The organism is Kribbella sp. NPDC005582 (assembly GCF_040605415.1).
Lineage (GTDB): Bacteria > Actinomycetota > Actinomycetes > Propionibacteriales > Kribbellaceae > Kribbella.
The window spans coordinates 407,485-431,797 of the sequence record NZ_JBEXCU010000004.1; the positions used below are offsets into that span (position 1 = coordinate 407,485).

The following is a 24,313-nucleotide window of genomic DNA, read 5'->3' on the forward strand; positions in this document are numbered from 1 at the left end:
GGCCAAGCCCTAACCACCTGCTGCCCCCACGGCCCCCTGTGGATAACTCCCCCGCCGTTCACCCTCCGTATGACACCCTTAACTCACCTCACCCAGAAACGGAGCCCCCATGCCCCGCCGACCAGCCCTCGGACCCGCCACCGCAGCCCTCTGCGCCGTACTAGCGCTAACCGCCTGCCAAGGCAGCCCCGAAGCCGGTCGCCCCAACACCGCCCCGCCAACCTCAACCCCGACGGCTGCCCCATCAACACCAACGTGGACAGCCGAGGAGCAGGCCGCCATCGACGCCGCCAAGGCCCGCTACACGGCGGCCAGAGGAGCAGTCGACAAGGCGGCGACGACACCAACGTCGATCAACCGCACCACGTTGGAGAAGGCGGGCAACGGTGGAGCGTGGATCATCAGCGCGCTGGAGAGTTTGATCAACCTCAAGAACGACGGCTGGTACCAGACGGGCGCCGTGAAGATCACGAACACAACTGTCACCTCGGTCAAGCTGGACCTGGAACAGCCCGAGGTACGCTTCAAAAGCTGCTTGGACAGCAGCGCTGTCACCATTCGATTCCAGAAAAACGGCAAACCTGTCCCGCTCGGACCCGGTAACGGTAAGAGGCATTCCTTTGTGTCTCGCTTAGTTTATGCACCCGGCTCGAATGGCGGCGCCAAGATGTGGTGGCTGGTGGAGGACAGAGGGCAGGGCCAATGCTGATCAGGCTCCGCAGATTGGTGATCGTTGCCCTGGCCGCACTCGTTTTGGCCCCACAACAGAATGCGTTCGCTGACGACCGTCCGCCAAGGCCGAGTCCGGACTACGTCTGGAAGTGCTTCACCGCGGACTACTGTGCGTGGGTTCTGAGCTCCTATGTTCAACCGCCGAAGCCGCCCTCCGATGATGGGAGCGACGGAACCAAGAAGCCAGTGTCCCAGCAGAAGCCGACGTGCCAGTTCCACAACGCACCACAGGCCTGCACTTCTCCTCTGGGCAACTGGTCGAACAGTCACCAGTGCTACATGCACCGCGAGGCTCCGCCACCTCCTTTCACCGACCCTCGGTGGCAAGGCCACACAGACGGCAGCATCTGGGCTTGTGTGCGGCAGCAGGGCTACGACGAGGGCCAGCACTTGGTGACTGAGTGGGTCTGGTTGCCTGGAGAGCCTGACACAGTGGTCATTGATCCGCTGACGTTGGCTTACCGGGCGATTGCGGAGATGCACCTCGCGCCGCCCCTGATCCAATCCGCGCCCGGGGCCACACAAGTCGGCCTGGTCAACATGCCGGTTTGGTTGTGGGTGACCAAGAGCGAGAACACCTGGGGCCCGATCGAACGCGAGGCCAGCGTGCCCGGTCTGACCGTCACTGCTAAGGCGCAGGTGACTGCGATCGACTGGACCATGGGCGACGGCAAGACCGTCCGCTGCAGAGGCGCCGGCACGCCGTATGCGAAGTCGATGGGCATCAAGGACTCCCCCGACTGTGGGCACCGCTACAAGAAGACCTCCAGCAAGCTCAAGGACTGCAAGTACCCGGTGACAGCCACCGCCCACTGGAACATCACTTGGGAGAGCACCCTCGGCGACGACGGCGAGATCAACCAGACTCAGGTAGCCACAACCCAGCTGCGCATCGGCGAGGCTGTGCCGGTTCTGGTTGATCCCAACGACAGCAGCGTGAAGGTACCCCAGAAAGCTGGCTGCGGAAGCTAGAGGGAGTTATAGGTCCCTCAGTAGTGGCAGAGTTGAGTAGCTCGCACATGCGGCGCCAAGGAGAAGCGATGCAGTTTCACGAGTTCAACAATGCGTTCGTCACCGCGAAGCGACAGATCCAGCGTCAAGGTCTCGACGCCGTTGCTCCGGCCGAGGAGAAACTCCGTGCGTTGCTGCCCCAACTCGAATCGGATGACGACCGTCGAGTTGCCGGGAACCTGATCAAGCGGCTGCCGCAGTACGCCGTCCCACCGCCTCCGCCGAGCCCGTTGATGGTCGAGGCGATGGAGATCGAGCGAGCGGCCTTTGAAGCCGGTGGCACTGCCGAAGAGCGGACTGCCCTGATGGCTGCGGCCCGTCGGCAGATCTTCGAGATCGCCGATCGCGCACCGGCTGATGAGGCACCGGCCATCCGAGGCCTGACTCGGGTTCTGGAGCACATCGAAGACACCCTCCGTAACCCGTACTGGCCCTTCGACGGACCGCAGGAAGTCGACGGCGGCCACTAAGCGATGCCGGTCTATCAGGTCGATCCTTCGTCGGAGGAGTATCGGCGGTTCGTGCGCTTGTACGAGGCGGCGCGGAGAACCCGGCCAGCAGAGCTCGACCGCTGGAACGGTGAGCTGTACGAAATTGTGGGCGAAGGCGGCAGGTGGGGCAGCCTTCAGGTTGACGGTTCCCTGCAGCTGTCCAGAGAGCTCGTGCTCGACAAGCTCGGCCCCGACGCCGCGCCACAAGAACAAGCCCAGGCGCTCACGACCATCCTGCACGAGGCCTACCACGCACGAGTCGAGATCAACGCCGTCGACGAGCCGAACGCCGTACTCTCAGAGCGTTCCAAAGCTCTCGACGAAGGCCTGACCGAGTGGGTCGCTGTGGACGATGCCTCCGCGTTCGCAGCGTTGGCCGGCTACGACGACCTACCGGACCCGGCGCCAGAGTATCCGCACGCCCACCACGCCACCGCAGAGCTTCTCGAGTACGCCGCAGGCCCGGAAGGCGCCCGCGACCTGGCGATCCGGGCTCTCGATCAGCCGGTCGTGATGCGGTGGGACGCGATTGCGGACGAGCTCGTGAAGAATCGGTTGAGCGACATCGTTCCCGCCGACGCCGAACATCAGCAAGCCGCTCGTGCGGAACTGATCAATTCCATGGCGCACGCAGGCTGGACGAAGCTCCACAAATCAACCCTTGAAAGCGCTGGCCAGGTCGCAGCGAAAGACAGCACCGCTGCCTTGGACGCAGCCGCACAGAGGATTCGCGAACACTACGCGACCAATACTGCGGCTCCATATGCCTCGTCGACCCCAAACTTCTTGCTGGCACGACAGCAACAGCACCAAAAGGTCGGCGGAGCACAAGAACGGACGAGCAGTCACGGCGGGGAGATAGACCTCACCAAGTTGCCGCCGCCAGCGCTTGCCAGTCGAGTCGAAGGGCGGGGTGCAGAGCCCCGGAATCACGAAGGCGCAGCGCGGCCCGCAGACGACCGACAGTCGACCGCGCGGAGGGCTGGCATGCCAGTGGAGGCCGGGACCGAGGCACGGTTTCTCAGTGGGTTGGCGCCGGCGGCTGGGGCGGTTCGGCACAAGCCACAGTTGGGGAACGGGGCTCGAGGGGCCGGCGCGCCCGGTGGTGGGCGGGGCGGCGTTGAGCGGCCGGTGGATCCGTCGGGGCGTGGGCGGGGCTGACGTCGTACGGCGTGGGTTGGTCTGTGTCGGGGCAGGGGCGCGGTGGCGGGTTCGCGTTAGCTGCATCGCCGGCGGGATCTACGAGGACGGGGCGGAGCGACGGGCGATTACTCAGGCGTGGGCTGGGCAGCGGCCGTCGCGATCGGCGCGACCACTGACTGTGGGAGGGCCGCGGGCGGTGGGGGGGTGCCGGTTGGGCGGGACCGGCTGCGGGGCGATCGGCCGGGGGCCTGAGCGGCGTTGCCTACTGGGTGAGGTCCAGGTGGGGTAGGGACCTTAGTTGGTGGTCTTGGTGGTAGGTGAAGAAGGCGGCGATGAGGCCGGTGGCTTCGCGGCGGGTTCGGGGGTCGGCGCGGAGGGCGGTGGGCCAGTCGCCGGTGAGGAGGGCGGCGAGGTGGGTGACTGTGGTGGGGGCGGGCATGGCTGAGGCTGGGGGGCGGCAGGTGGCGCAGACTACGCCGCCGGAGGCGGGGTTGAAGGCTCGGTGGGGGCCTGGTTCGCCGCAGCGGGCGCAGTCGCCGAAGGAGGGGGCGTAGCCGGAGATGGCGAGGGCTCGGAGGAGGAAGGAGTCCAGGACGAGGGCTGGTTCGCGTTCGCCGGTGGAGAGGACGCGGAGGGCGCCGGCCAGGAGGAGGTGGTGCTGGGTGGCGGGTTCTTTTTCTTCGACGACGAGGCGGTCGGTGGTTTCGAGGAGGACTGTGCCGGTGGTGTAGCGGGCGTAGTCGTTGACGATGCCTTCGCCGTAGGCGGCGATGGAGACGGCCTGGGTGACGACGTCGAGGGTGCGGCCGGTGGCGAGCTGGAGGTCGACGTGGCTGAAGGGTTCGAGGCGGGCGCCGAAGCGCGACGACGTACGGCGGACGCCCTTGACGACGGCGCGGACCTTGCCGCGGGAGCGGGTCAGGAGCGTGGCGATGCGGTCTGCTTCACCCAGTTTGTGGGTGCGCAGCACGATCGCCTCATCCCGGTAGTACGGCACCCGCTCAGTCTCTCACTCCCGACCGACAAACCACCTCACCCCGTAGACCTCCCGTCGAGTGCGATGACCTTGTCGCCGGAAAGCCTTTGCCTACGCCCCACTCCTCACACTCGCCGGGCGACTCCTCACACTCGCACGGTGGCTTCGGTGGCGGGCGGGGTCAGGAGCGGGCGAGCAGCTGCTCGAGGCTGATGGGCGAACGGCCGGTCAGGTCCGGGACAGCGGTGGAGACGGTACTGAGTTCGCCCGACGCGATGGCGGCGTACGACGTGACCCAGCCGGCGACCTCCCAGGCGGGAGCGCCGTACGACTCGCGGGAGCGGTAGGCCTCGTCGAGGGTCTCGGGCTCGTAGCGGACCGGGCGGCCCCACGCAGCAGCCAGTACGGCGGCCGCCTCGGCGAGCGTGAACGCGCGCGGACCGGTCAAGTCGTACGTCGTCCCTGAATGCCCGGCGCTGGTGAGAACCGCAGCGGCCACCGCGGCAACGTCGTCCCGGGCGACCGCGGCGACCCGCCCGTCACCCGCCGGACCGCGGATCGTGCCGTCCTCCCCCACGAAGCCGGGCACGAAGTCGAGGTACAGATTGTCCCGAAGGAAGGTGAAGTCCACCCCGGTCGAGCGGATGTGCTGCTCGGTGTGCCAGTGGTCGCGCGCGAAGGTGAAGGTGGCGTCCGGAGCCGCGCCGGCGAAGGACGTGTACACGATCCGCTGCACCCCGGCCGCGACCGCGGCATCAATGGTTGCCTTATGCAAGGACACTCGATCCGCGGATTCCGTTGCACTGAGCAACATCAACGTGTCCACGCCGTCCAGCGCGTCCAGCAGCGCCGAGTGCTCGCCGTACGCCGCGACCGCGACGGAAGCGCCCGGCAGCGACGGTGCGCGCGAGGCGTCGCGGACGAGCAGCCGCTGCGGTACGCCGGCCTCAGCCAGCGACCGCGCGATCCGCGAACCGAGCTGTCCGGTCGATCCCGTGACCGCGATCAGCCCCGGCACACTCGCCCCGGACCCGCTCGCACCCGGCCCGCTCGCGGACGTCACTTGCCCACCAAGCCCATGGCGCCGGCGGAGTACCGCTCGCCGGCCACATCCAGATCGGGCGGGAACGCCTCATCCAGCGCTCGCTGCTCGTCGGCGGTCAGTGAAACGTCCAGCGCACCAAGGTTCTCGGCCAGGTACTTGCGGCGCTTCGTCCCCGGGATCGGGACGATGTCGTTGCCCTGGGCCAGCAACCAGGCGAGCGCCAACTGGCCCGGAGTGACACCACGAGCCGCAGCGAGTTCCTGCACGCGGGCGACCAGATCCAGGTTCCGCTGGAAGTTCGAGCCGCTGAACCGCGGCAGTCCGCGCCGCGCGTCGTCCGGCTCGAAGTCGTCCGGCGACTTCAGCTGCCCGGTGAGGAACCCGCGTCCCAGCGGGCTGAACGGCACGAACCCGATCCCGAGCTCCCGCAGTGTCGGCAGTACGACGGTCTCCGGGTCGCGTGTCCACAGCGACCACTCACTCTGTACGGCGGTGATCGGGTGCACCGCGTGCGCGGCCCGGACCGTGTCGCCGTTCACCTCGGACAGCCCGAGGTACCGGACCTTCCCGGCCTCGACCTGCGAAGCCATCGCCCCGACGGTCTCCTCGATCGGCACCTTGGGATCGCGCCGATGCAGGTACCAAAGGTCGACGTGGTCCACCCCGAGCCGCCGCAGCGACGCATCCAGCGCCTGTACGGCGTACTCCGGGCTGCCGTCGACGGTCGTGGGCGTCGCCTCGGCACTGTCCGGCCGGCGGAACCCGAACTTGGTCGCCAGCACCACCTCGTCGCGGCGACCGGCCAGCGCCCGGCCGAGGAGTTCTTCGTTCGCGCCGTCGCCGTACACGTCGGCGGTGTCCAGGAAGGTGCAGCCCGCGTCGATCGCCGCGTGCACGGTCGCGATCGACTCGGTCTCGTCCGAGGTCACGCCGTACGACTGGGACATCCCCATGCAGCCGAGGCCGAGGCGGGAGACGGTCAGGTCACCGAGCTGGGATTCACTCATGCTCCGAACCTACCGCGCGGCCGCCGGCGCCGACGCAACCGGTGACCCGATTCCTGCGCAGGCAACGACTCCGTGACATTTTGCCGGGATCGGCCGCGACAGAGCACCAACCGTGAACGCGTCCTCGGTCTGCTTCGCACGCAAGCGGATCGCGGTGCCGCGGTCGTGATCGCCACGCACTACCCACAGTCGCCGACGCCGCCGACGGCCACGCAGTCATGGACGAAGGCCGCCTGACCTGGCTCCGCCGGTTGTAACTCGCCCGGCGGTACGGCGCTCGCCGCCTGGGGCGGACCGCCCCCACTCACCAACTCTGGGGAAGCCACCGCGTTCACGCTCAGCGGTGGCTGCTGGTGAGGGCTACTTCGAGGTTGATGAGTGGCGCAGGTCCGCGCTCAGGCGGGCGGTTCTTACAGGCCGACGGCCGTCGGGACATCGGGTGGGCCGGTCTCGAGGAGGTCGGCGACCAGCTCAGGCAGGTTGCGGGGGGCGAAGCGGCCTTGGTGGGCTTGGAGTTCTTCGAGGGTCCACCAGCGGAGTTCGTGGAGGTTCTCGGCGGCCAGCTCCGCGGCGGTCATGGTGCCGCCGATCTCGAACGGGTCGGTGCGGATCAGGAAGAAGTCGTTGATCACCCCGTCGTAGCCGGTGGCGTGGCCTTCGGCAACTACTTCCTGGTGCCAGACGAGCGGCGGGTCGGCGACCACCTCGAGGCCGACCTCCTCGGCGAGTTCGCGGCGGAGGCCATCGAGGACGGACTCATCGGCTTCCAGACCGCCGCCGGGGGTTGCCCACACCGGGCCGGAGCCGAACTCGAAGCGGACCAGCAGGACGCGGTCCGCAGGGTCGAGGATGACGGCACGGGCAGCCGGGCGCAGCCGCGGGCGGGTGAGCTCCAACTCCTGGTTCTGCTCGACAGTCGAGAAACCGAAGCGGGCGTTGACTTTCTGCATCGCGGTGTTCGACTGGGCGGTCCACGTGTGCAGGTACGACTGCGAACCCACATGCGAGGCGAGCAGGTCCAGGTTCGCCAGCTTCAGGTGGGTGCCGAGGTTGTGGCCGCGGTGGTCGCGGAGCACGAGAGTGTCGTCCTGCTGGACGTTGTCGGGGTCCGTTCTCGGCACATAGATCAAGGTGTATCCGGCCGGCGAACCGGCCTCGGTGTGCGCCATCGTCACCAGCGCGAGGTAGGTGCGATCGACGCGCTCCTCGCTGGTCATCAGGCGCTCGACCGTCCACGGCACCGTCTCCCGCGTCATCCCGCCGGTCGGTACGTCGTTGTCCATCGCGGTGTGCAGATCGGCGTACGCCTGCTGGTACTCCGGCGGGCACAGCCCGGCCCAGGACGTCAGTGTGTACCCCTCGAGCTTCCCCGCCGACTCACGCAGCGCAGCAAGCCGCGAAGCGTCGTACGGCAGTGGTACGACGAGGTGGTCCTCGACATGCTCGACTTCGAACCCCAAGCGAGAGGCAAACACAGCTCCGGGCCAGGGATCGGCGGCCACGCCGAGCTCGGTCTGGAAGATCGTCCGCCCGAGCTGCGCGGCGCGAGTCGTTGCCCACTGCCACAACGCCGTACCGACACCGCGACGCCGATGCTCCGGCGGTACGTCGATCTCGATGTCGATGCTGTCCAGGTTGTCCTGCAGCCGGTACTCGAAGAGCATCGCGCCGACGACCTGGTCGTCGTCGAATGCGGCGACCGGGAGCCGCGCCTTGAGCGGCGACGGGTCGCGCAGCGAGACGGCGAAGCTCTCGCGCGAGCCGATGAGCGCCGCCGCGCGCCCTGCGACTGCCCCCGCCCGGAGCGCGTCGTACCAGTGGTCGAACAGAACAGGGTCGGCCGGGTCGATCTCGCGCACGCTGATCACCCGGCCGACCCAATCAAACTCTAGGGTCAGAAGCTACCGATTAAACCGGCGCCACCTTGCCCGAGTACATGCCCATGATCACGAAGTTGTCCGCGTACGGCGCGTTCTTCAGGATCGGGTCGTCGTCGGCCGGGAACTTGGCCACCCGCTTGCCCTCGAGGGCCGGGTTGTTCCCGTACCGCTCCCAGAGCGGGATGATCGGCAGCAGCTCGTTGAACGCGAGCGCCGCGGCGGTCACGTTCTTCTTCTGCTCCTCGAGGTCGAGGCCCTGGGCGGACTTGTCGACGACGGCCTTCAGGTCGATGTCACCGGCCGAGGTCTTCTGCTTGAGCGGGAAGTTCATCCCCTTGCCGCCGGAGTTCGCGGCCGTCACGTAGTTGAACGTGTAGAGGTCCTGGACGAACGCGAAGTACGGGTGCGGGTGCGACGACGCGCCCCAGCTCTGGATCGCCAGGTCGAACTTGCCGGCCAGTACGTCGGGGCTCAGCTGGGTGAACGTGATGCCGCGCTTGGTGATGTTGAAGCCGAACTTCGTCAGCTGGTCGGCCGCGTTGGTGGCGGCCGGGTTCCAGTCGGCGAACTCGGTCGGGAACTTGATGTCGTACGCCGCGGGCTTGCCGGCCGGCGTCTGCCACTTGTCCCCGGACTTCTTCCAGCCGGCCGCGGTGAGCAGCTGGGTGGCCTTGTCGAAGTCCTTCTCGTACGGCTGCAGCTTCTTCTGGTCGGCGTCGGAGACCCAGTCCGGAACGGCCTGGTCGGAGAAGCCGGCCATGAACTTGCAGGCCTTGCCGGACTCGCCGAGCGCGATCGTGCCGTTCTCGCCGCGGTCCAGGATGTAGGCGATCGCCTGCCGGACCCGGACGTCGGCGAACTCGGGGTGCGTGGTGTAGTTGAAGACCAGCGCGGGACCGGAGTACACCGGCGGGCGGAGGATCCGGAAGCCGTTGTTCTGGAAGCTCTTCTCGCTGGCCACCGCGAACCCGTGGGTCGCGTAGTCGACGTCCTTGTTCATCACCGTCGGGGTGATGTCGGAGGTCTCACCGTTGTAGAGCACGACCTTGGTGAACGCGATCTTGTCGGCGAACAGGCCCTTGTCGTTCTTCACCAGCGCCATCTGGGCGTTCGTCATGCTCTTGACGTCGTAGGTGAACGGGCCGGAGACGATCGGGTTCTCCGGACGGAACTTCTGGAAGTCGCCGTTCAGCGTCTTGCCCTCGCCGTCGTCGAGGCTGCCCTTGGCCTTGCGGATCGTCTCGGCCTTCGTCGCGAACTCGCCGTACACGGCGGCCGGCAGGATCGGGGCGCGCAGGATGTACCGCTCGAGCACGGTGGACGGCGTACCGATGGTGAACAACACCGTGGTGTCGTCGCTCGCCTTCACGTCGGACAGGAACGTCCACACCTGCTGGCGCATCAGCCAGTGCAGGTTGAAGGTCGCGACGACGTCCTTGCTGGTGACCGGCGAGCCGTCGCTCCAGGTCAGACCGGACCGCAGCTTGAGGGTGTAGGTGCTGGCCTTCTCGTCCAGGGTGCCGGACTCGGCCATCATGTACTCCCACTTCTTGTCGGCCCAGTAGTACAGGCCGGCGCTGGGGTACACGAGGTCGTTGTACGGGCTGTTGGCCGCCTGGATGCCGTCGGTGACACCGGGGCCCAGGTTGAAGTGGCCCTTCGGCGGCAGCTGGTACGGATACGCGCCGTGGAACTCTTTGCTGCTGCCCCCGTCGCCGCCCTGGGCGTTGGGCTTGCTGGGCGAGCACGCCACGGCGGAGCCGAGACCGGCCACGCCGATGCCGGCGATGCCGAACAGCTGCAGCACGTTTCGGCGGGAGACCTCGTTGGTCCGCGCGCGTTCCGCGGACTCATTGTTGCCGGTGGGACTCATCCTCGGTCCTTTCCTACTGGGATTCTTCTCGCTTCGCCCGCCGCCGGGTCCACAGGACGCCGGCGACGACGATCAGGCCAAGGAACAGGCCCAAGAACAAGGTGACCAACGTGACCACGAACTCCGGCGTACCGGGCGTGAGCGTGAGCAGCAGGACGCTCGCGGCGAGCACCAGAAAGGCTGCCCAGCCGAGCGCCATCCGCCCGAGCTCCGGAGGCATCAGGCCACCTCATCGGCACCGTCACGTTGGACCACATGGCACGCGGCCGACTGCCCCGGCCGCACTTCGAGCAGTTGCGGGACGTTGCCGTCACACAGCCCCTCCTCGAACAGGCCGCACCGCGGGTGGAACGCACAGCCCGGTGGCAGGTGCGCCAGGCTCGGAATCTCCAGGCTGCGCAGGGATTCCGCGTTCTTGGTCCGGGTCAGATCGGGATCCGGTTCCGGGATCGCGTCGATCAGTGCGCGCGTGTACGGGTGCGTCGGCGCGTTGATGATCCGCGGCGTCGGGCCGAACTCGACGATCCGGCCGAGGTACATCACCGCGGTCCGGCCGCGCCAGCCGAAGTACTTCGCGATCGCCAGGTCGTGGGTGATGAACAGGAAGCCGACGCCGAGCTCGTCGCGCAGCCGGCCGAGCATCGCCAGCACGCTGATCCGGATCGACACGTCGAGCATCGAGGTGGACTCGTCGGCGATGATGATCTTCGGGTCCAGCGTGAGCGCCCGCGCCACCGCAACTCGTTGCCGTTGGCCACCAGACAGCTGGTGCGGGTACTTGGACAGGTAGTTCTCCGGCGGCGTCAGCTCGACCTTCGCCAGCAGCTCGGTCGCGCGCTCGACGGCAGCCTTGGAACCCTTCACCACACCGTGTTTGAGCAGCGGCGCGGTGAGTGTCTGCTGGATCGTCCGGGTCGGGTTCAGCGACGCGTACGGGTCCTGGTGGACGTACTGCACACTGCGCCGGAAGGTCCGGAAGTCGTTCTTCTTCAGCGACCAGATGTCGGTGCCGTCGAACAGCACCTGACCACCGCTCGGCCGGGTGAGACCGGCCGCCATCCGGGCCGCCGTCGTCTTCCCCGAACCACTCTCCCCCACCAGGCACAACACTTCACCCGGGTTGATCGACAGGTCGGCGTGGTCGACCGCGCGGATCGGTCCCGCCTTGGTGTCGAACAGCTGGCTGACCCCGTCCAGGGTCATCAACGGCTTGCCGCTCTCCACCGGTACGTCGGCAGCGGCCTCGACTGCGGTCACGAGACGATCCTCCGCTCGAGGTGGACCTGGTCGTAGTGGATGCAGGCGGCTTCGTGGGCGTTCCCTGGTACGTCGGTGATCGGGATCAACGGCGGATCCGCCTCTTTGCACTCGTCGGTGGCGAACTTGCAGCGCGGGTGGAACTTGCAGCCCGCCGGCAGCGCGGCCAGGCTCGGCGGTCCGCCGGGGATCGACTCGAGGTCGGGCAGGTCGCCGACGATCGGCGGCACGGCCTTGATCAGGCCGAGCGTGTACGGATGCCGCGGCTTGTAGAAGATGTCCCGGACACCACCGGTCTCGATGATCCGCCCGGCGTACATGGTGGCGACGCGGTCGGCGAGCTCGGCGGCCAGTGAGAGGTCGTGCGAGATGAAGATCATCGAGAAGCCGAGCCGCTCGCGGACCTCGTGCAGGACGTCGACCACCGACCGCTGGGTGAGGATGTCGAGCGCCGTGGTCGGCTCGTCGAGGATCAGTACTTCGGGCTCCAGCAGCAGACTCATCGCGATCAGCACCCGCTGCCGCATGCCGCCGGACAGCTCGTGCGGGTACGAGTCCATCACCCGCTCGGGCTCGAGCCGGACCAGCCGAAGCAGCTCGGCCGCGCGCTCCTCGATCTCCTGCTTGGTCGCCTTGGTGTGCGCCTTCATCGTGTCGTGCATGTGCCCGCGGATCTTCAGCACCGGGTTGAACGCGTTCATCGCGCCCTGGAACACCATCGCGGCGTCCCGCCAGCGGAACTGCCGCAGGTCGCGTCCGTCCAGTTTCAGTACGTCGATCTCCGTACCGTCACCGCGGTTGAACGTCACCTGGCCGGACGCGTGCCCGAGCCGCGGCAGCAGCCGCAGCAGGCCGAGCCCGAACGTCGTCTTGCCGCAGCCGCTCTCGCCCACCAGCGCCAGGCTCTCGCCCGGATAGAGGTCGAGGTCGACACCACGGACCGCCTGGACCGTCGTACCGGAGCCGGTTCGGTACTCGACCTTGAAGTCGCGGATCGAGAGCAGGGGCTTGCCGGTGCCGCCGCGCACGGCGCGGTCAGCGGTTCCCGGAGAGATGGCAGTCATGCGATCACCGGTCCCGGAGGCGGGGGTTGAGGATCTCCTCGAGCGACCTGGTCATCATCACCAGGCCGAGCAGGAGCAACGTGATGGCGACGACCGGACTGAGGATGAACCCCAGGCTGGCGTCGTTGAAGATGGCGCCGGCGATCCAGGCGCGGTTGAGCATGATGCCCCAGTTCGATCCGGTCAGCGGCGCCAGGCCGAGCAGGTACAGGCCGACGAGCGAGTAGATCGCGTTCGTCACGCCGATCATGAAGTTCATCAGGATGAAGCTGGCCATGTTCGGCAGGATCTCGACGAACACCACCCGCGGTGTCCCGAGATCGAGTAATCGGGCCGCTTCGACGAACTCGCGTTCTTTCAGCGACAGCACCTGCGAGCGAACCGCTCGAGTCAGTACGGGCCAGGACAAGCCGCCGACCAGCAACGCGAGCAGGACCGGCGAGTCCAGCTTGAACAGCGCCCCGAGCACCGCCAGCAGCACGATCTGCGGCACGGTCAGGACGACGTCGGCCAGCGTGACGACCACCGAGTCGACCCAGCCGCCGAGGTAGGCGGCCAGAGAGCCGAGCGCGATCGCCAGCGCGGTCGAGATCGCGGCGGCGACGAACCCGATGAAGATGACGGACCGGCCGCCGTCGATCATCTGGATCAGGACGTCCTTGCCCTCGTTGTCGGTGCCGAACAGATGCCCGGGCGATCCGAACGGCAGCAGGATCTCCTTGATGTTCGGCGAGACCGCCGGCGTGAAGAACGGGCCGATCGCGGTGATCAGCACCAGCAGCGCGACGATGATGAAGCCGATGAACCCGGCCGGGCTGCGGCGGAGCGAGCGCAGGATCCCGGCGAACCGGGAGACCCCGGTCGTGCCGATCGCGGCGACCGCGCCGCTGGTCACAGTTTCGGTGGCCACGCGCTTACCCCTTGGCCTTCCCGCCGACCCGGATCCGCGGATCCAGCCGGCTGTAGAGGACATCTGCGAGCAGGTTGGCCACCACGACCGAGATCGTGACGACCAGGAAGATGCCTTGCAGGACGGGATAGTCACGTCCGGAGACGGCGTTGTAGAGGCTGAACCCGATCCCCTGGTAGCCGAAGATCTTCTCCACGAAGATCGAGCCGCCGACCACGAAGCCGAGCGACACCGCGAGCTGGCTGAACAACGGCAGTACGGCGTTCCGGCCGACGTACCCGGCGCGGATCCGACCGTCGGTCAGGCCGCGGGCGCGGGCGACAGTGACGTAGTCCTCGCCGAGCGTCTCCACGGTGGACGACTTCATCACCAGCGCCCAGGAGCCGACCGTGGTCAGCAGATAGGCCAGGATCGGCAGCGTCGCGTGGTACAGGATGTCGTTCAGGAAGCTGAAACTGAACGATGGTGTGACACCTGGCGTATAGGAACCGCGCGCTTCGGTCAGGTTGAAGACCTGCAGTTTCACGCCGAGGAAGACGACGATCAGGATCGCGACGATGTAGTTCGGGATCGCGTGCAGCAGCGAGCCGATCGACGTCAGCAGGTGGTCGATCCAGCTCTCGCGGCGGTACGCCATGATCATGCCGGCGAGGATGCCGAGCACGAAGCTGAGGATCTGCGCGACGCCGACCGAGAACAGCGTCCAGGGCAGGTAGGTCTTGATCACCTGGGCGACCGTCGTGCCGGGTGAGAGCAGCGACGTCCCGAAGTCACCCTGCACCAGGTTGCCCATATAGGTCAGGTACTGCAGGATCACCGGCTCGTTCGGGTCCAGCGAGAACAGGCCCTTGGCCTGCGCGGCCGCATCGGCGTACGAGATGCCGGTCTGCGCGATCTGCGTCTGGATGTAGGTGTCGACCGGGTTGCCCGGCAGCAGCCGGACCAGGAAGAACGTCAGTGTCGCCACCAGGAAGACGGTCAGGATCGCCTTCGCGAGCCGCCGCACCAGCCAGGCGCCGAGGAACCGCCGCACCGCCGTGGGTCTCGGTTCGTCCACCGGCCCTTCGATCAGCTTGGGGGCAGGTGTCTCGACCGCACCGCTCACAGCTCACCTCCATCGAGGACTACCGGCTCTAATGCACGATCCCTTGCTTTGATCTGCGCACAGTGGCGCTAGTTTGCGCAGGCGCAGGCACCAAGTCAACGGTTTCCGCCAACCTGCGGACACAGACACCGAATCGTGAGGAGATGACTCCGCTCAGCGCCGATCCTGCCACGGTGTGTGCCGGATCACTGGGCAACGCAACGCAAACGACGCCCGCCACCCCTTGAAGGTGACGGGCGCCGTTTGATAGTTCAGCGCGTTGCGCGGTTGATCGCGGAGACGACCGCCTTCAGTGAGGCAGTGAGAATGTTGGCGTCCCGGCCGACGCCCCAGAAGACCTCGTCGCCGACCTCGCACTCGACGTACGCCGCGGCCAGGGCGTCGCCACCGGCCGAGAGCGCGTGCTCGTGGTAGTCCAGCACCCGTACGTCGTACTTCAGCGGCTTGATCGCGTCGACGAACGCCGAGACCGGGCCGTTGCCCTCACCGTGCAGCTCGTGCGGGACGCCATTGGAATAGACCTGAACACGAAGGTGGTCGCTCTGGCCCTCGCCGGACGACGAGTTGACCGTCAGCAGCGACAGCTTGCCCGGGGCAAGGTACTCGGCCGCGAAGATGTCCCACAGCTGCTGCGGGCCGACCTCGCCGCCCTCGGTGTCGGTGTGCTGCTGCACCACACGGCTGAACTCGATCTGCAGCCGGCGCGGCAGGTCGAGGCGGTGCTCGGCCTTCATCATGTAGGCGATCCCGCCCTTGCCGGACTGCGAGTTCACCCGGATCACGGCCTCGTACGACCGGCCGACGTCCTTCGGATCGATCGGCAGGTACGGCGCCTCCCAGTGGATCTCGCCGACCGGGCGACCCTCGGCGGCGGCCTGCTTGTCCAGCGCCTCCAGGCCCTTCTTGATCGCGTCCTGGTGGGACCCGGAGAAGGCGGTGTAGACCAGGTCACCGGCGTACGGCTGGCGCTCCGGGACCCGCATCTGGGTGCAGTACTCGACCGTGCGGCGGATCTCGTCGATGTCGGAGAAGTCGATCTGCGGGTCGATGCCCTGGCTGAACAGGTTCATCCCCAGCGTCACCAGGTCGACGTTGCCGGTCCGCTCACCGTGGCCGAACAGGCAGCCCTCGACCCGGTCCGCGCCGGCCATCAACGCCAGCTCGGTGGCGGCGACCGCCGTACCGCGGTCGTTGTGCGGGTGCAGGCTGATCGTGCTGTGCTCGCGCCGGGTCAGGTGCCGGCCGAACCACTCGATCTGGTCGGCGTACACGTTCGGCGTGCACATCTCGACGGTGGCCGGCAGGTTCAGGATGATCTCGCGGCCGGCGGCGGGCTGCCACTGGTCACTGACCGCCTCGCAGACCTCGAGCGCGAACTCCAGCTCGGTGCCGGTGAAGATCTCCGGGCTGTACTGGTAGCCGAACTCGCAGTCGCCCAGCATGTCGTCGGCGTACTTCATCACCGTCTCGGTGCCGCGGACGGCGATGTTCAGGCACTCGGCCTTGTCCACGTTGAAGACGACCCGGCGGAACAGCGGCGCGGTCGCGTTGTACAGATGGATGGTCGCCTTCGGCGAGCCCTGCAGCGACTGCACGGTCCGCTCGATCAGCTCGTCCCGGGCCTGGGTCAGCACCGAGATCGTCACGTCGTCGGGGATCGCGTCGCCCTCGATCAGGCTGCGGACGAAGTCGAAGTCGTACTGGCTCGCGCTCGGGAACCCGACCTCGATCTCCTTGTAGCCCATCTTCACCAGCAGGTCGAACATCCGCCGCTTGCGGGCCGGTGACATCGGCTCGACCAGCGCCTGGTTTCCGTCGCGCAGATCGGTGGACAGCCAGCGTGGGGTCTTGTCGACGGCCTTGGCCGGCCAGGTGCGGTCCGGCAGGTCGATCGGCGGGAACGCGCTGTAGCGGTGGATCGGCATGCCGGAAGGCTGCTGTACAGGCTGGGGCTGGTTCTGCGGTGCCACGAGAGGTTCTCCTCGGAAGATATGCGGAAGTCGCTGCCGACCGGCAAGAAACGACGAAACCCCGCGGCGAGGGAACCGGCCTGATCAGGCCTCGCCGCGGCAGCGAAGGAGGAGAAGCTGGTGCCGCATAGTGACTGTGAGTCTATGCACAACCTTGCCCGGCCGTCGAACCGGGGGTCTCACCCGGCGAGACACGGAGCGTGACGCGCTTGTCCTCAAGCGCACTTGAATTCGTAGGCTCACCGGCATGACCTCTCTCCTGGAACGGATCGGCAGCACCGGCCTCGGTGTCCTCGTCACGCTCAAGCGCGACGGCCGCCCGCAGCTGTCGAACATCACCTATGTGTACGACGGTGAGCGGATCCGCATCTCACTGACCGACGACCGGGCCAAGACCAAGAACCTGCGCCGCGACCCGCGCGCCAGCGTCTACGTCGACGGCCCGAACGGCCGCTCGTACGTCGTACTGGAAGGCAAGGCCGAGCTCAGCCCGGTCGCCGCCGACCCGTACGACGCAGTGGTCGAGGAACTGGTCGACTACTACCGCAAGGGATCCGGCGAGCACCCGGACTGGGACGAGTACCGGGCCGTGATGGTGCAGGACAAACGGCTGCTGTTCTCGATGACGGTCGAGCACGCGTACGGGATGCCCTCACCGGCGTGAGGCTTCGCGGTAGCGTTTCGGCGCCACGCCGTTCACGCGTTTGAACGCCGTACTGAAGGCACTGCCGGAGGTGTAGCCGAGCGAGTGCGCGAGCGCGGACAGCGAGATGTCGTCGTCGCGCAACGCACGCTCGGCCAGCCGCATCCGCCAGTTCAGCAGGTAGGTCAGCGGCGGCACTCCGGCCACGTCCCGGAACCGTTCGGCGAACGTCGTCCGGGACATCGCCGCCGCCTTCGCCAGCTCCTCGAGCTGCCAGGCCCGCCCCGGATCGCCGTGCATCAGGCGCAGCGAGGGCGCGATCCGGTCGTCCGCGATCGCTCGCAACCAACCGACCGGCAGCGAGCCGGCATCCGCGAGGCAGGCCCGCAAGGTCTCGACGAACAGCAACTGGGCCACGGTGTTCGCGGCCAGGCTCGCCCCCGGATCGACGGTCGTTGCCTCATGCAACAGTCTGTCGAGGAGCCAGCGAAAGGTCTGCGCACGCTCATCGGTGGCCCGCAGCACGATGGCCGGCGGCAGCGCTCGCAGGAGCAGCTCCGCGCCGGTCCGGTTCACGCTGACGTGCCCGCCGATGCCGACCGCCTTCGGCCCGGACCGATCGGCCGCACCGCTACCGAACCGGGCGATCGGCCCGTCGCTCGCCTCGAACGCCGCCACCGCGTCCCCGGCCGGTACGTCGGCATTGCCCTTCACGAATCCCCGTCGTCCGTCGAACAGCACGACGTCACCAGGCCGCAGCTCGATCCGCGGCGCACCGTCCCCGAAGTCGATCCAGCAACTGCCTTCGACCATCGCACTGAACTTCAGCCGGCCGGCCGCCGGGTAGCGCAGCGCCCAGTCGCCGTACGCCTCGAAGCCGCGGGAGACATGGCATCGCGCCTCGGTGAGCGCGAGGGTCGCCACCAGCGGATCATCCGTACGATCGCGCAAATCTTTAGGACTCACAAGCATTCAACGTACGGATCTCCCGGCCTACGTTCAAGCTATGAGCACACAGCAACCCATCGGATCCGGTTTCACGGCGTACTCGACGACCGCCGACGTCATCGACGGCATCGATCTGACCGGCCGGACCGCGATCGTCACCGGCGGCTACTCCGGTCTCGGCCTGGAGACGGTTCGCAGCTTCCGCGCGGCCGGTGCCGACGTGATCGTCCCGGCGCGCGACACCGCGCGGGCGAGCCGGCAGCTCGCCGGTATCGACGGTGTCGTGGTGAACGAACTGGACCTCCTGGATCCGGTCAGCATCGACGCATTCGCGGATCGCTTCCTCGGCAGCGGCCGCGCACTCGATCTCCTGGTCAACAGCGCCGGGATCATGGCCACTCCCCTGGCCCGCGACGCCCGCGGCTTCGAGTCGCAGTTCGCCACCAACCACCTCGGGCATTTCCAGCTGACCACGAGGCTGCTCCCTGCGTTGCGGGCAGCGCAGGGAGCGCGGGTCGTCGCGGTGTCGTCGCGCGGCCATCGCTACAGCCCGGTCGTCTTCGACGACCCGAACTTCGAGCATCGCGAGTACGCGCCCTATGCGGCGTACGGGCAGTCGAAGACGGCGAATGTCCTGTTCGCGGTGGAGCTCGACGCCCGCGAGCGGGACCACGGCGTCCGCGCGTTCGCCGTCCATCCCGGCAGCATCATGACCAACCTGGCGCAGAGCGCCGACCGCGAGGTCCTGCGCCAGGGCGGGTTCCTGGACGACGACTTCCAGCCGATCATCGACCCCAGCCGCGGCCTGAAGACACCCGAGCAGGGTGCCGCGACCCAGGTCTGGTGCGCGACCAGTCGGCAACTCGACGGACTCGGCGGCTTGTACTGCGAAGACGTCGAGGTCGCCGAGGTGCACACCGGCGAGCGGCCGGACACCGACGTACTGGCGCTGACACCGGGAGCCTTCGGCGTGCTGCCGTACGCGATCGACCCGGAGAATGCGCGCCAATTGTGGCAACTGTCCGACGAATTGCTGCGGTCCCGATAAATCATTCGCGGGAAGTGGTCGAGCGCGTCAGTCTGGGGAGGTGGAGATCACCAGACTGTCGCCTGACGACGAAGCCGGCTGTGTCGACGCCGTAGCACTGCAGACCGCAGCCGCGAAGGTCGACTGCCCTGAAGAGATCCTGCCGACCCCCAAGGGCTTGGCGAACGGACTCCGGTACGGCTGGGACCTGAACCCGGGCCATGCCTACCTGGCCCGCGACACCGACGGTACGGTGGTCGGCCAGCTCGACGTGCACTATCCGAAGTGGGAGAACCTCAACCAGGCCTGGTTCGGCGTGGTGGTCCACCCCGAGCATCGCCGCCGGGGCATCGGCTCCGAGCTGGTCAAGTACTTCGAGAAGCTGGCGGCCGACGCCGGCAAGGACACGGTGGGCGCCGGCGCCCACGAGTCCCCGGCGGTCGAGCCGTTCGCCGCCAAGCACGGGTACGAGCGCAAGGCCATCGAGGTGCAGCGCCGCCAGGACCTGACCGGCCTGGACTGGGATGTCGTCCAGGCCTTGCACGACAAGGCGGTGGAGGCGTCGGCGGGCTACGAGTTGATCCGGCTCAACGCTCCGCTGCCCGACGACATGCTCGAGGACATGGTTGCCGTGACCGCGTCGATCAACGACGCGCCGACCGACGACCTCGACATCGAGGACGACGTCTACACCGCACAGCGGCTGCGGGACTACGAAGAAGCGCAGCGCAAGTGCGACATGACGACGTACCGGGTGGTCGCCCGCGAGAAGGCCACCGGCCGGCTCGCCGGTCACACCGTGATCGCCGTCGACGGTGAACGTCCGTGGATCGCCTGGCAGCACGACACCGCGGTCTCCCGCGACCACCGTGGACATCGGCTCGGCGCGCTGGTGAAGACCGACATGCTGCTGTGGCTGCGGACGGCGGCGCCCGAGGTGGCCTCGATCGACACCTGGAACGCGGAGTCCAACGACCACATGATCGGGATCAACGAGCAGCTGAACTACCGCATCATCACGCGGGACTTCGAATACCAGAAGAAGCTCTAGACCGCCTCGACGATCGTGACGTACATGCGGTTGCTGACCGTGAAGCCCATCGCGGTGTAGAGCCGCTGGGCGTTCACGTTCGTGCCGCCGGTGTGCAGGAACGGGGTCCGGCCGGTCGCGGTGATCTCTGCCGCGACTGCCCGGATCAACCGGCGCGCCAGGCCCTGACCGCGGTGGTCGGGGTGAGTGCAGACAGCGCTGATCTCGGCGTACGACGGAAGGGTCTGTCGTACGCCGGCCATCGCGATCAGCTCGCCGCCGCGGCGGATGCCGAGGTACGGACCCAGCTCGATCGTGCGAGTGCGGAACGGTCCCGGATCCGTCAGCGCGACCAGCGCGATCATCTCCGGCACGTCGTCCGCCGTCAGCCTGACGGCTTCGTCGTCGACCGCGGCCAGGCCCTCCGGCGCGACGAACTGGACCAGGTCGAACTGCTTGTCCAGCTTGAGGAACTCCGGCAGCACGAACCCCGGGCGCATCAGGGCGGCCGCCGTACCGGGGCTGAGCAGGGCGGCCGCGTCGGCCCAGTCCTGCTCGGTCGGCTCCGGCGGGACCGCCAGGAACGGCGCGATCTCGGGCAGATACCGGACAGCGTTACCGCGCGACTCCGCGAAGACCGCGTTAGGACCGGTCAGGGCGGCGTACCCCGGGTAGAGCAGCTCCTGTGCCGACATGCACAAAGGATATCGCCGCGATCACCCGTCCTGATCCAGCAGTCCTGCGTAGACATCCGGCGACCAGCTGGCCGCTGTCTTGGTGACCAGCCGGGCGCCGAGCCGTTCGTAGAAGCGGTACCCGGCAGTGTTCTCGAGCTGCAGTCCCCAGGCGATCGGTAGCCGGTCCGGCAGCGCTTCCCTGGCCAGCGCCAGCATCAGCTGCCGTCCGACGCCACCGTCGCGGTACTGGTCCCGGACATAGAGGTCGTCGAGGGCCAACTGGTCACCACCGACCCACAGGTACGGGCGTCGCAGCGAGGAAACGTACCCGGCCGGCTCGCCGTCGACTTCGGCGAGCAGCACGATCACATCCTCGCGCCCCAGGAAGCGCCGCCAGTCCGCCACGGTCGACTGCACATACTGCTGCTGGTCCTGGTACGCCGCGAGCTCCAGCAGCAGCATCAGCACGGTCTCGGCGTCCGCGACTGCGGCCCGCCTGATCTCAATGGGCACTGTGCACCTCTCCGGTCGAAGACTTCAGCGCCGGTACGACGCCCAGCGCGAGAACAGCCGCCACCGCGGCAGTGATCGCGGCGAACGTGAACCCGCGGACGAACCCCGTACTCACGGTCCCGGCCAAGCTGGCCGCCGCCACGCTGGACACCACGGCGACGCCGAGCGAGGCACCGAACTCGTGGAAGGTGCTCAGGATTCCGGACGCCAGGCCGGCCTCGCGGTAGTCGACCTGGGCGAACGTCGTCGTCGACGCGGCGACGAAGGCCGCCCCGACGCCGATCGTCCCCACCGTCATGCCGATCACGATCACCGCAGCACCGTCCCAGATCGCGGGGGCAGCCAGTCCGAGCGCCGCGACCGCGAACCCGGCGATCGCGACCGGCCTGGCGCCGGTCGTTCCCACCAGCCGGCCTGCGGCCTGTGCGCCGGCGATCGCGGCGACCGCGACCGGGAGGAACAGCAGTCCGGTCCGCAGAGCGCCGTACTGCTGGAAGTGCTGGAGGTAGAACGAGCCGAGGAAGAACATCGCGATCATCAGCGCGGTCGCGACCAGGATCATGAAGGTGCCTGCGGCAACGGTCCGGCGGGTGAGGATGCGCAGGTCCATCAGCGGCGACCGGACCGACCGCTGCACCGCGGCGAAGGCGCCGTACAGGATGATCGCGGCGCCGAGAGCGCCGAGCGTGGCGGCGGACAACCAGCCACGGTCGCCGGCATTGATCAACCCGTAGATCGCCGCGGCGGTCCCGGCCGTGACGAGCAGCGCACCCGGTACGTCGAGGCGGCCCGGCTGGCCGGCCGGGCGGTCGGCGGGCAGCATCCGAAGCAGCAGCGCGAAGACGATCAGGCCGATCGGCACGTTGACGTAGAACACCCACGGCCAGCCGGGACCGGCGGTGAGCAGACCCCCGAGCAGTACGCCGATGGCCGAGCCCCCACCGCCCATCGCGGACCAGATGCCGAGGGCCTTGTTGCGCTCTTCGCCGTCGAAGGTCCTGGTGACGACCGAGAGTGCGGCCGGCGACAGGATCGCGGCACCGATGCCCTGCGCGACCCGCCCGCCGATCAGCAACTCGGGGCCGTCGGCCAGGCCGGTGGTCAGCGACGCCGCGGTGAAGACCAGCAGACCGGTCAGGACGACGCGCCGGGAGCCGAACAGGTCGGCCGCGCGGCCGCCGAGCAGCATCAGGCCGCCGAACATCAGCGTGTACGCACTCACCACCCAGGTCAGGGTTTCCCGCCGGAGACCGAGGTCGGTCTCGATGGTGGGCAGCGCGATCGCAACCACGGTGACGTCGAGGATCAGCATGAACTGCGCGACGGCGAGCAGCCCGAGCAGCCGCCACCGCAGCGGGTTCGGTTCGGTCATGATTCTTCCTTAAGTCGAACATCGCTGTACAGGTTAGGTTTGGTACCGTAACTCGAACAGTGGTGTTCAACAAGAGGAGGTCGTGCAGATGACGACCGGCAAACGGGCCGACGCGCAGCGCAACATCGCCGCGATCCTGGGCGCGGCGACGGAGTGCCTCAGCCGGGATCCGGCCGCGAGTACGTCGGAGATCGCGAAGGCGGCCGGGGTCGGGCGAGTGACCCTGTACGGTCACTTCCCCTCGCGGGCCGAGCTGGTCGACGCGGTCTTCGTGCACGCGATCGAGGTCGGCGAAGAATCGCTGTCCCAGGTCGACCTGACCGGCGACCCGCGTGAGGCGCTGGCCCGGCTGGTCGAGTCGAGCTGGCACCTGGTGGACCGGTACGCCGCGCTGCTCGTCGCGGCCCAGGAGACGTTGCCGTCCGGTCGTGTGCGTGAGTTGCACGCCGACCCGATGGCACGGGTGGAGAAGCTGCTCGAGCGCGGACGGTCCGAGGGCGTATTCCGGTCGGACCTGCCGGTGTCCTGGCTGGTCAGCGTGATGCACAACGTGATGCACGGCGCGGCGGGCGAAATCCAGGCCGGCCGGCTCAGCTCGGGCAAGGCCGCGGGTTACATCACCGCGACCTTGCTCGCCGCGTTCACCCCTCCGGGCGAACGCGTGGCCTGATCAGAAGCCCAGTTTGCGGAGGTGCTTGGCGTCGGTCTGCCAGTTCTTGGCGATCTTGACGTGCAGGTCGAGGTAGACCGGTGTACCGAGCAGGGCCTCGATCTGGCGACGGGCCTCGGCGCCGACCTCGCGGAGCCGGGCGCCCTTGTGGCCGATCACGATGCCCTTCTGGCTGTCGCGCTCGAGGAAGATGTTCGCGTAGATGTCGAGCAGCGGCTTGTCCTCGGGGCGGTCCTCGCGCAGACCCATCTCGTCGATGGTGACGGCGATCGAGTGCGGGAGCTCGTCGCGGACGCCCTCCAGGGCAGCCTCGCGGATCAGCTCCGCGACCAGGGTCTCCTCGGGCTCGTCGGTGATGTCGCCGTCGGGGTAGAGCGGGAAACCGTCCGGCAGCAGCCGCGTGAGCTCGTCGGCGACAAGGTCGACCTGGAACCCGGACGTCGCCGAGACCGGGATGATCGCGGCCCACTCGATACCGGCCGACTCCCCCAGCGCCTGGATCTCGCTCAGGTGCTCGAGCATCCGCTCCGGCTCGACCAGGTCCGCCTTCGTGGCCAGCGCGACCTTCGGTGTCTTGGCGACCTTCGCGGCTTCGGCGACCAGGAAGCGGTCACCAGGGCCGATCTTGTCGCTGGCCGGCAGACAGATCCCGATCACGTCGACCTCGGCCCAGGTCGTCTTCACCAGGTCGTTCAGCCGCTGACCGAGCAGCGTCCGCGGCTTGTGCAGCCCGGGGGTGTCGACCAGGATCAGCTGCGCGTCCGGCCGGTGCACGATGCCCCGTACGGCGTGCCGCGTGGTCTGCGGCTTCGACGAGGTGATCACGATCTTCTTGCCGACCAATGCGTTGGTCAGCGTCGACTTGCCCGCGTTGGGCCGGCCCACAAAACACGCGAACCCGGACTTGAACCCATCCGGAGTGCTGACCTGCGCAGGCGCAGGCACAGGAGCCGGGCGACCCTTGCCCTT

24 protein-coding genes are annotated in these 24,313 nt (G+C 67.9%); 7 read left to right on the plus strand and 17 right to left on the minus strand.

What is annotated here, in order from left to right; translation table 11 throughout:
- Nucleotides 1–300: 300 nt before the first annotated feature.
- Entirely contained in the window at nt 301–555 is a 255-nt protein-coding gene (locus ABZS29_RS25120; RefSeq protein ID WP_355465094.1) for a hypothetical protein, read from the minus strand.
- 609 nt (nt 556–1,164) lie between these two features.
- On the opposite strand from ABZS29_RS25120, the gene ABZS29_RS25125 reads away from it, so the two are divergent.
- The 3 genes from ABZS29_RS25125 (at nt 1,165) to ABZS29_RS25135 (ending at nt 3,395) form a co-directional block, all read left to right on the plus strand.
- Complete coding sequence (locus ABZS29_RS25125; protein ID WP_355465096.1) at nt 1,165–1,704, plus strand: hypothetical protein; 540 nt, start codon at nt 1,165–1,167, stop codon at nt 1,702–1,704.
- A 68-nt stretch (nt 1,705–1,772) separates the two neighbouring features.
- A complete protein-coding gene (locus ABZS29_RS25130) occupies nt 1,773–2,213 on the plus strand; it encodes a hypothetical protein (protein ID WP_355465098.1) in 441 nt (146 codons plus the stop codon).
- A 3-nt stretch (nt 2,214–2,216) separates the two neighbouring features.
- Nucleotides 2,217–3,395 carry a hypothetical protein gene (locus ABZS29_RS25135; protein WP_355465100.1) on the plus strand — a complete coding sequence of 393 codons (1,179 nt, stop codon included), beginning with the start codon at nt 2,217–2,219 and terminating at the stop codon, nt 3,393–3,395.
- A gap of 244 nt (nt 3,396–3,639) precedes the next feature.
- On the opposite strand, the gene recO is transcribed toward ABZS29_RS25135, so the two are convergent.
- The 11 genes from recO to leuA all read right to left on the minus strand — a co-directional run bounded on the left by recO (nt 3,640) and on the right by leuA (nt 16,419).
- Nucleotides 3,640–4,374, minus strand: coding sequence for a DNA repair protein RecO (recO, locus tag ABZS29_RS25140; RefSeq protein ID WP_355465102.1), 735 nt, complete (start codon nt 4,372–4,374; stop codon nt 3,640–3,642).
- 160 nt (nt 4,375–4,534) lie between these two features.
- Nucleotides 4,535–5,416: an SDR family oxidoreductase gene (locus ABZS29_RS25145; protein ID WP_355465104.1), complete on the minus strand. Its 882-nt coding sequence runs from the start codon at nt 5,414–5,416 to the stop codon at nt 4,535–4,537.
- Complete coding sequence (locus ABZS29_RS25150) at nt 5,413–6,405, minus strand: aldo/keto reductase (protein WP_355465106.1); 993 nt, start codon at nt 6,403–6,405, stop codon at nt 5,413–5,415. Before ABZS29_RS25150 ends, ABZS29_RS25145 begins: the two co-directional genes overlap by 4 nt.
- Before the next feature lie 410 nt (nt 6,406–6,815).
- The gene (locus ABZS29_RS25155) at nt 6,816–8,264 is read right to left on the minus strand and encodes a GNAT family N-acetyltransferase (RefSeq protein WP_355465108.1); all 1,449 of its coding nucleotides are present in this window, start codon (nt 8,262–8,264) and stop codon (nt 6,816–6,818) included.
- Between the two features lie 49 nt (nt 8,265–8,313).
- Complete coding sequence (locus ABZS29_RS25160; RefSeq protein WP_355465110.1) at nt 8,314–10,158, minus strand: ABC transporter substrate-binding protein; 1,845 nt, start codon at nt 10,156–10,158, stop codon at nt 8,314–8,316.
- A gap of 13 nt (nt 10,159–10,171) precedes the next feature.
- Nucleotides 10,172–10,378: a hypothetical protein gene (locus ABZS29_RS25165; RefSeq protein WP_355465112.1), complete on the minus strand. Its 207-nt coding sequence runs from the start codon at nt 10,376–10,378 to the stop codon at nt 10,172–10,174.
- Nucleotides 10,378–11,415 (minus strand): ABC transporter ATP-binding protein, encoded by a 1,038-nt coding sequence (locus tag ABZS29_RS25170; RefSeq protein ID WP_355465113.1) that lies wholly within the window; start codon nt 11,413–11,415, stop codon nt 10,378–10,380. Before ABZS29_RS25170 ends, ABZS29_RS25165 begins: the two co-directional genes overlap by 1 nt.
- Nucleotides 11,412–12,479: an ABC transporter ATP-binding protein gene (locus tag ABZS29_RS25175; protein WP_355465115.1), complete on the minus strand. Its 1,068-nt coding sequence runs from the start codon at nt 12,477–12,479 to the stop codon at nt 11,412–11,414. The genes ABZS29_RS25170 and ABZS29_RS25175 overlap by 4 nt, the downstream gene beginning before the upstream one ends.
- A gap of 4 nt (nt 12,480–12,483) precedes the next feature.
- Entirely contained in the window at nt 12,484–13,389 is a 906-nt protein-coding gene (locus ABZS29_RS25180) for an ABC transporter permease (protein WP_355465117.1), read from the minus strand.
- 4 nt (nt 13,390–13,393) lie between these two features.
- Nucleotides 13,394–14,494 carry an ABC transporter permease gene (locus ABZS29_RS25185; protein ID WP_355465119.1) on the minus strand — a complete coding sequence of 367 codons (1,101 nt, stop codon included), beginning with the start codon at nt 14,492–14,494 and terminating at the stop codon, nt 13,394–13,396.
- A gap of 251 nt (nt 14,495–14,745) precedes the next feature.
- Entirely contained in the window at nt 14,746–16,419 is a 1,674-nt protein-coding gene (gene leuA / locus ABZS29_RS25190) for a 2-isopropylmalate synthase (protein ID WP_355465121.1), read from the minus strand.
- Between the two features lie 292 nt (nt 16,420–16,711).
- Between leuA and ABZS29_RS25195 the strand changes: the two genes are divergently transcribed.
- Nucleotides 16,712–17,128, plus strand: a complete 417-nt coding sequence (locus ABZS29_RS25195; RefSeq protein ID WP_355465123.1) for a PPOX class F420-dependent oxidoreductase — start codon at nt 16,712–16,714, stop codon at nt 17,126–17,128.
- On the opposite strand, the gene ABZS29_RS25200 is transcribed toward ABZS29_RS25195, so the two are convergent.
- Nucleotides 17,117–18,031, minus strand: coding sequence for an AraC family transcriptional regulator (locus ABZS29_RS25200; RefSeq protein ID WP_355465125.1), 915 nt, complete (start codon nt 18,029–18,031; stop codon nt 17,117–17,119). The two genes, ABZS29_RS25195 and ABZS29_RS25200, sit on opposite strands and share 12 nt — an antisense overlap.
- A gap of 82 nt (nt 18,032–18,113) precedes the next feature.
- Here ABZS29_RS25200 and ABZS29_RS25205 point away from each other — a divergent pair, with 82 nt between their 5' ends.
- Together ABZS29_RS25205 and ABZS29_RS25210 are read left to right on the plus strand one after the other, a co-directional pair.
- On the plus strand, nt 18,114–19,103 hold the full coding sequence (locus tag ABZS29_RS25205; RefSeq protein ID WP_355465127.1) for an oxidoreductase: 990 nt from the start codon (nt 18,114–18,116) through the stop codon (nt 19,101–19,103).
- Nucleotides 19,104–19,143: 40 nt separating this feature from the next.
- Complete coding sequence (locus ABZS29_RS25210) at nt 19,144–20,133, plus strand: GNAT family N-acetyltransferase (RefSeq protein WP_355465129.1); 990 nt, start codon at nt 19,144–19,146, stop codon at nt 20,131–20,133.
- On the opposite strand, the gene ABZS29_RS25215 is transcribed toward ABZS29_RS25210, so the two are convergent.
- Genes ABZS29_RS25215 through ABZS29_RS25225 form a run of 3 tightly spaced genes read right to left on the minus strand, consistent with a single transcriptional unit; the run spans nt 20,130 to nt 22,674 of the window.
- Nucleotides 20,130–20,807, minus strand: coding sequence for a GNAT family N-acetyltransferase (locus ABZS29_RS25215; protein ID WP_355465131.1), 678 nt, complete (start codon nt 20,805–20,807; stop codon nt 20,130–20,132). The two genes, ABZS29_RS25210 and ABZS29_RS25215, sit on opposite strands and share 4 nt — an antisense overlap.
- A gap of 21 nt (nt 20,808–20,828) precedes the next feature.
- On the minus strand, nt 20,829–21,302 hold the full coding sequence (locus ABZS29_RS25220) for a GNAT family N-acetyltransferase (protein ID WP_355465133.1): 474 nt from the start codon (nt 21,300–21,302) through the stop codon (nt 20,829–20,831).
- Complete coding sequence (locus ABZS29_RS25225; RefSeq protein ID WP_355465135.1) at nt 21,292–22,674, minus strand: MFS transporter; 1,383 nt, start codon at nt 22,672–22,674, stop codon at nt 21,292–21,294. Before ABZS29_RS25225 ends, ABZS29_RS25220 begins: the two co-directional genes overlap by 11 nt.
- Before the next feature lie 88 nt (nt 22,675–22,762).
- On the opposite strand from ABZS29_RS25225, the gene ABZS29_RS25230 reads away from it, so the two are divergent.
- Nucleotides 22,763–23,344, plus strand: a complete 582-nt coding sequence (locus tag ABZS29_RS25230; RefSeq protein WP_355465137.1) for a TetR/AcrR family transcriptional regulator — start codon at nt 22,763–22,765, stop codon at nt 23,342–23,344.
- Here ABZS29_RS25230 and era read toward each other — a convergent pair whose 3' ends face one another.
- A complete protein-coding gene (gene era / locus ABZS29_RS25235) occupies nt 23,345–24,289 on the minus strand; it encodes a GTPase Era (protein ID WP_355465139.1) in 945 nt (314 codons plus the stop codon).
- Nucleotides 24,290–24,313: the final 24 nt, after the last annotated feature.

Bases quoted from the DNA above. Each gene is read 5' to 3' on its own strand.
- ABZS29_RS25205 (WP_355465127.1), top strand. From the start codon at position 18,114: ATGAGCACACAGCAACCCATCGGATCCGGTTTCACGGCGTACTCGACG.
- ABZS29_RS25175 (WP_355465115.1), bottom strand. From the start codon at position 12,479: ATGACTGCCATCTCTCCGGGAACCGCTGACCGCGCCGTGCGCGGCGGC.
- ABZS29_RS25130 (WP_355465098.1), top strand. From the start codon at position 1,773: ATGCAGTTTCACGAGTTCAACAATGCGTTCGTCACCGCGAAGCGACAG.
- ABZS29_RS25215 (WP_355465131.1), bottom strand. From the start codon at position 20,807: ATGTCGGCACAGGAGCTGCTCTACCCGGGGTACGCCGCCCTGACCGGT.
- ABZS29_RS25165 (WP_355465112.1), bottom strand. From the start codon at position 10,378: ATGCCTCCGGAGCTCGGGCGGATGGCGCTCGGCTGGGCAGCCTTTCTG.
- ABZS29_RS25135 (WP_355465100.1), top strand. From the start codon at position 2,217: ATGCCGGTCTATCAGGTCGATCCTTCGTCGGAGGAGTATCGGCGGTTC.
- ABZS29_RS25230 (WP_355465137.1), top strand. From the start codon at position 22,763: ATGACGACCGGCAAACGGGCCGACGCGCAGCGCAACATCGCCGCGATC.
- ABZS29_RS25225 (WP_355465135.1), bottom strand. From the start codon at position 22,674: ATGACCGAACCGAACCCGCTGCGGTGGCGGCTGCTCGGGCTGCTCGCC.
- ABZS29_RS25195 (WP_355465123.1), top strand. From the start codon at position 16,712: ATGACCTCTCTCCTGGAACGGATCGGCAGCACCGGCCTCGGTGTCCTC.
- leuA (WP_355465121.1), bottom strand. From the start codon at position 16,419: ATGCCGATCCACCGCTACAGCGCGTTCCCGCCGATCGACCTGCCGGAC.
- ABZS29_RS25160 (WP_355465110.1), bottom strand. From the start codon at position 10,158: ATGAGTCCCACCGGCAACAATGAGTCCGCGGAACGCGCGCGGACCAAC.
- ABZS29_RS25150 (WP_355465106.1), bottom strand. From the start codon at position 6,405: ATGAGTGAATCCCAGCTCGGTGACCTGACCGTCTCCCGCCTCGGCCTC.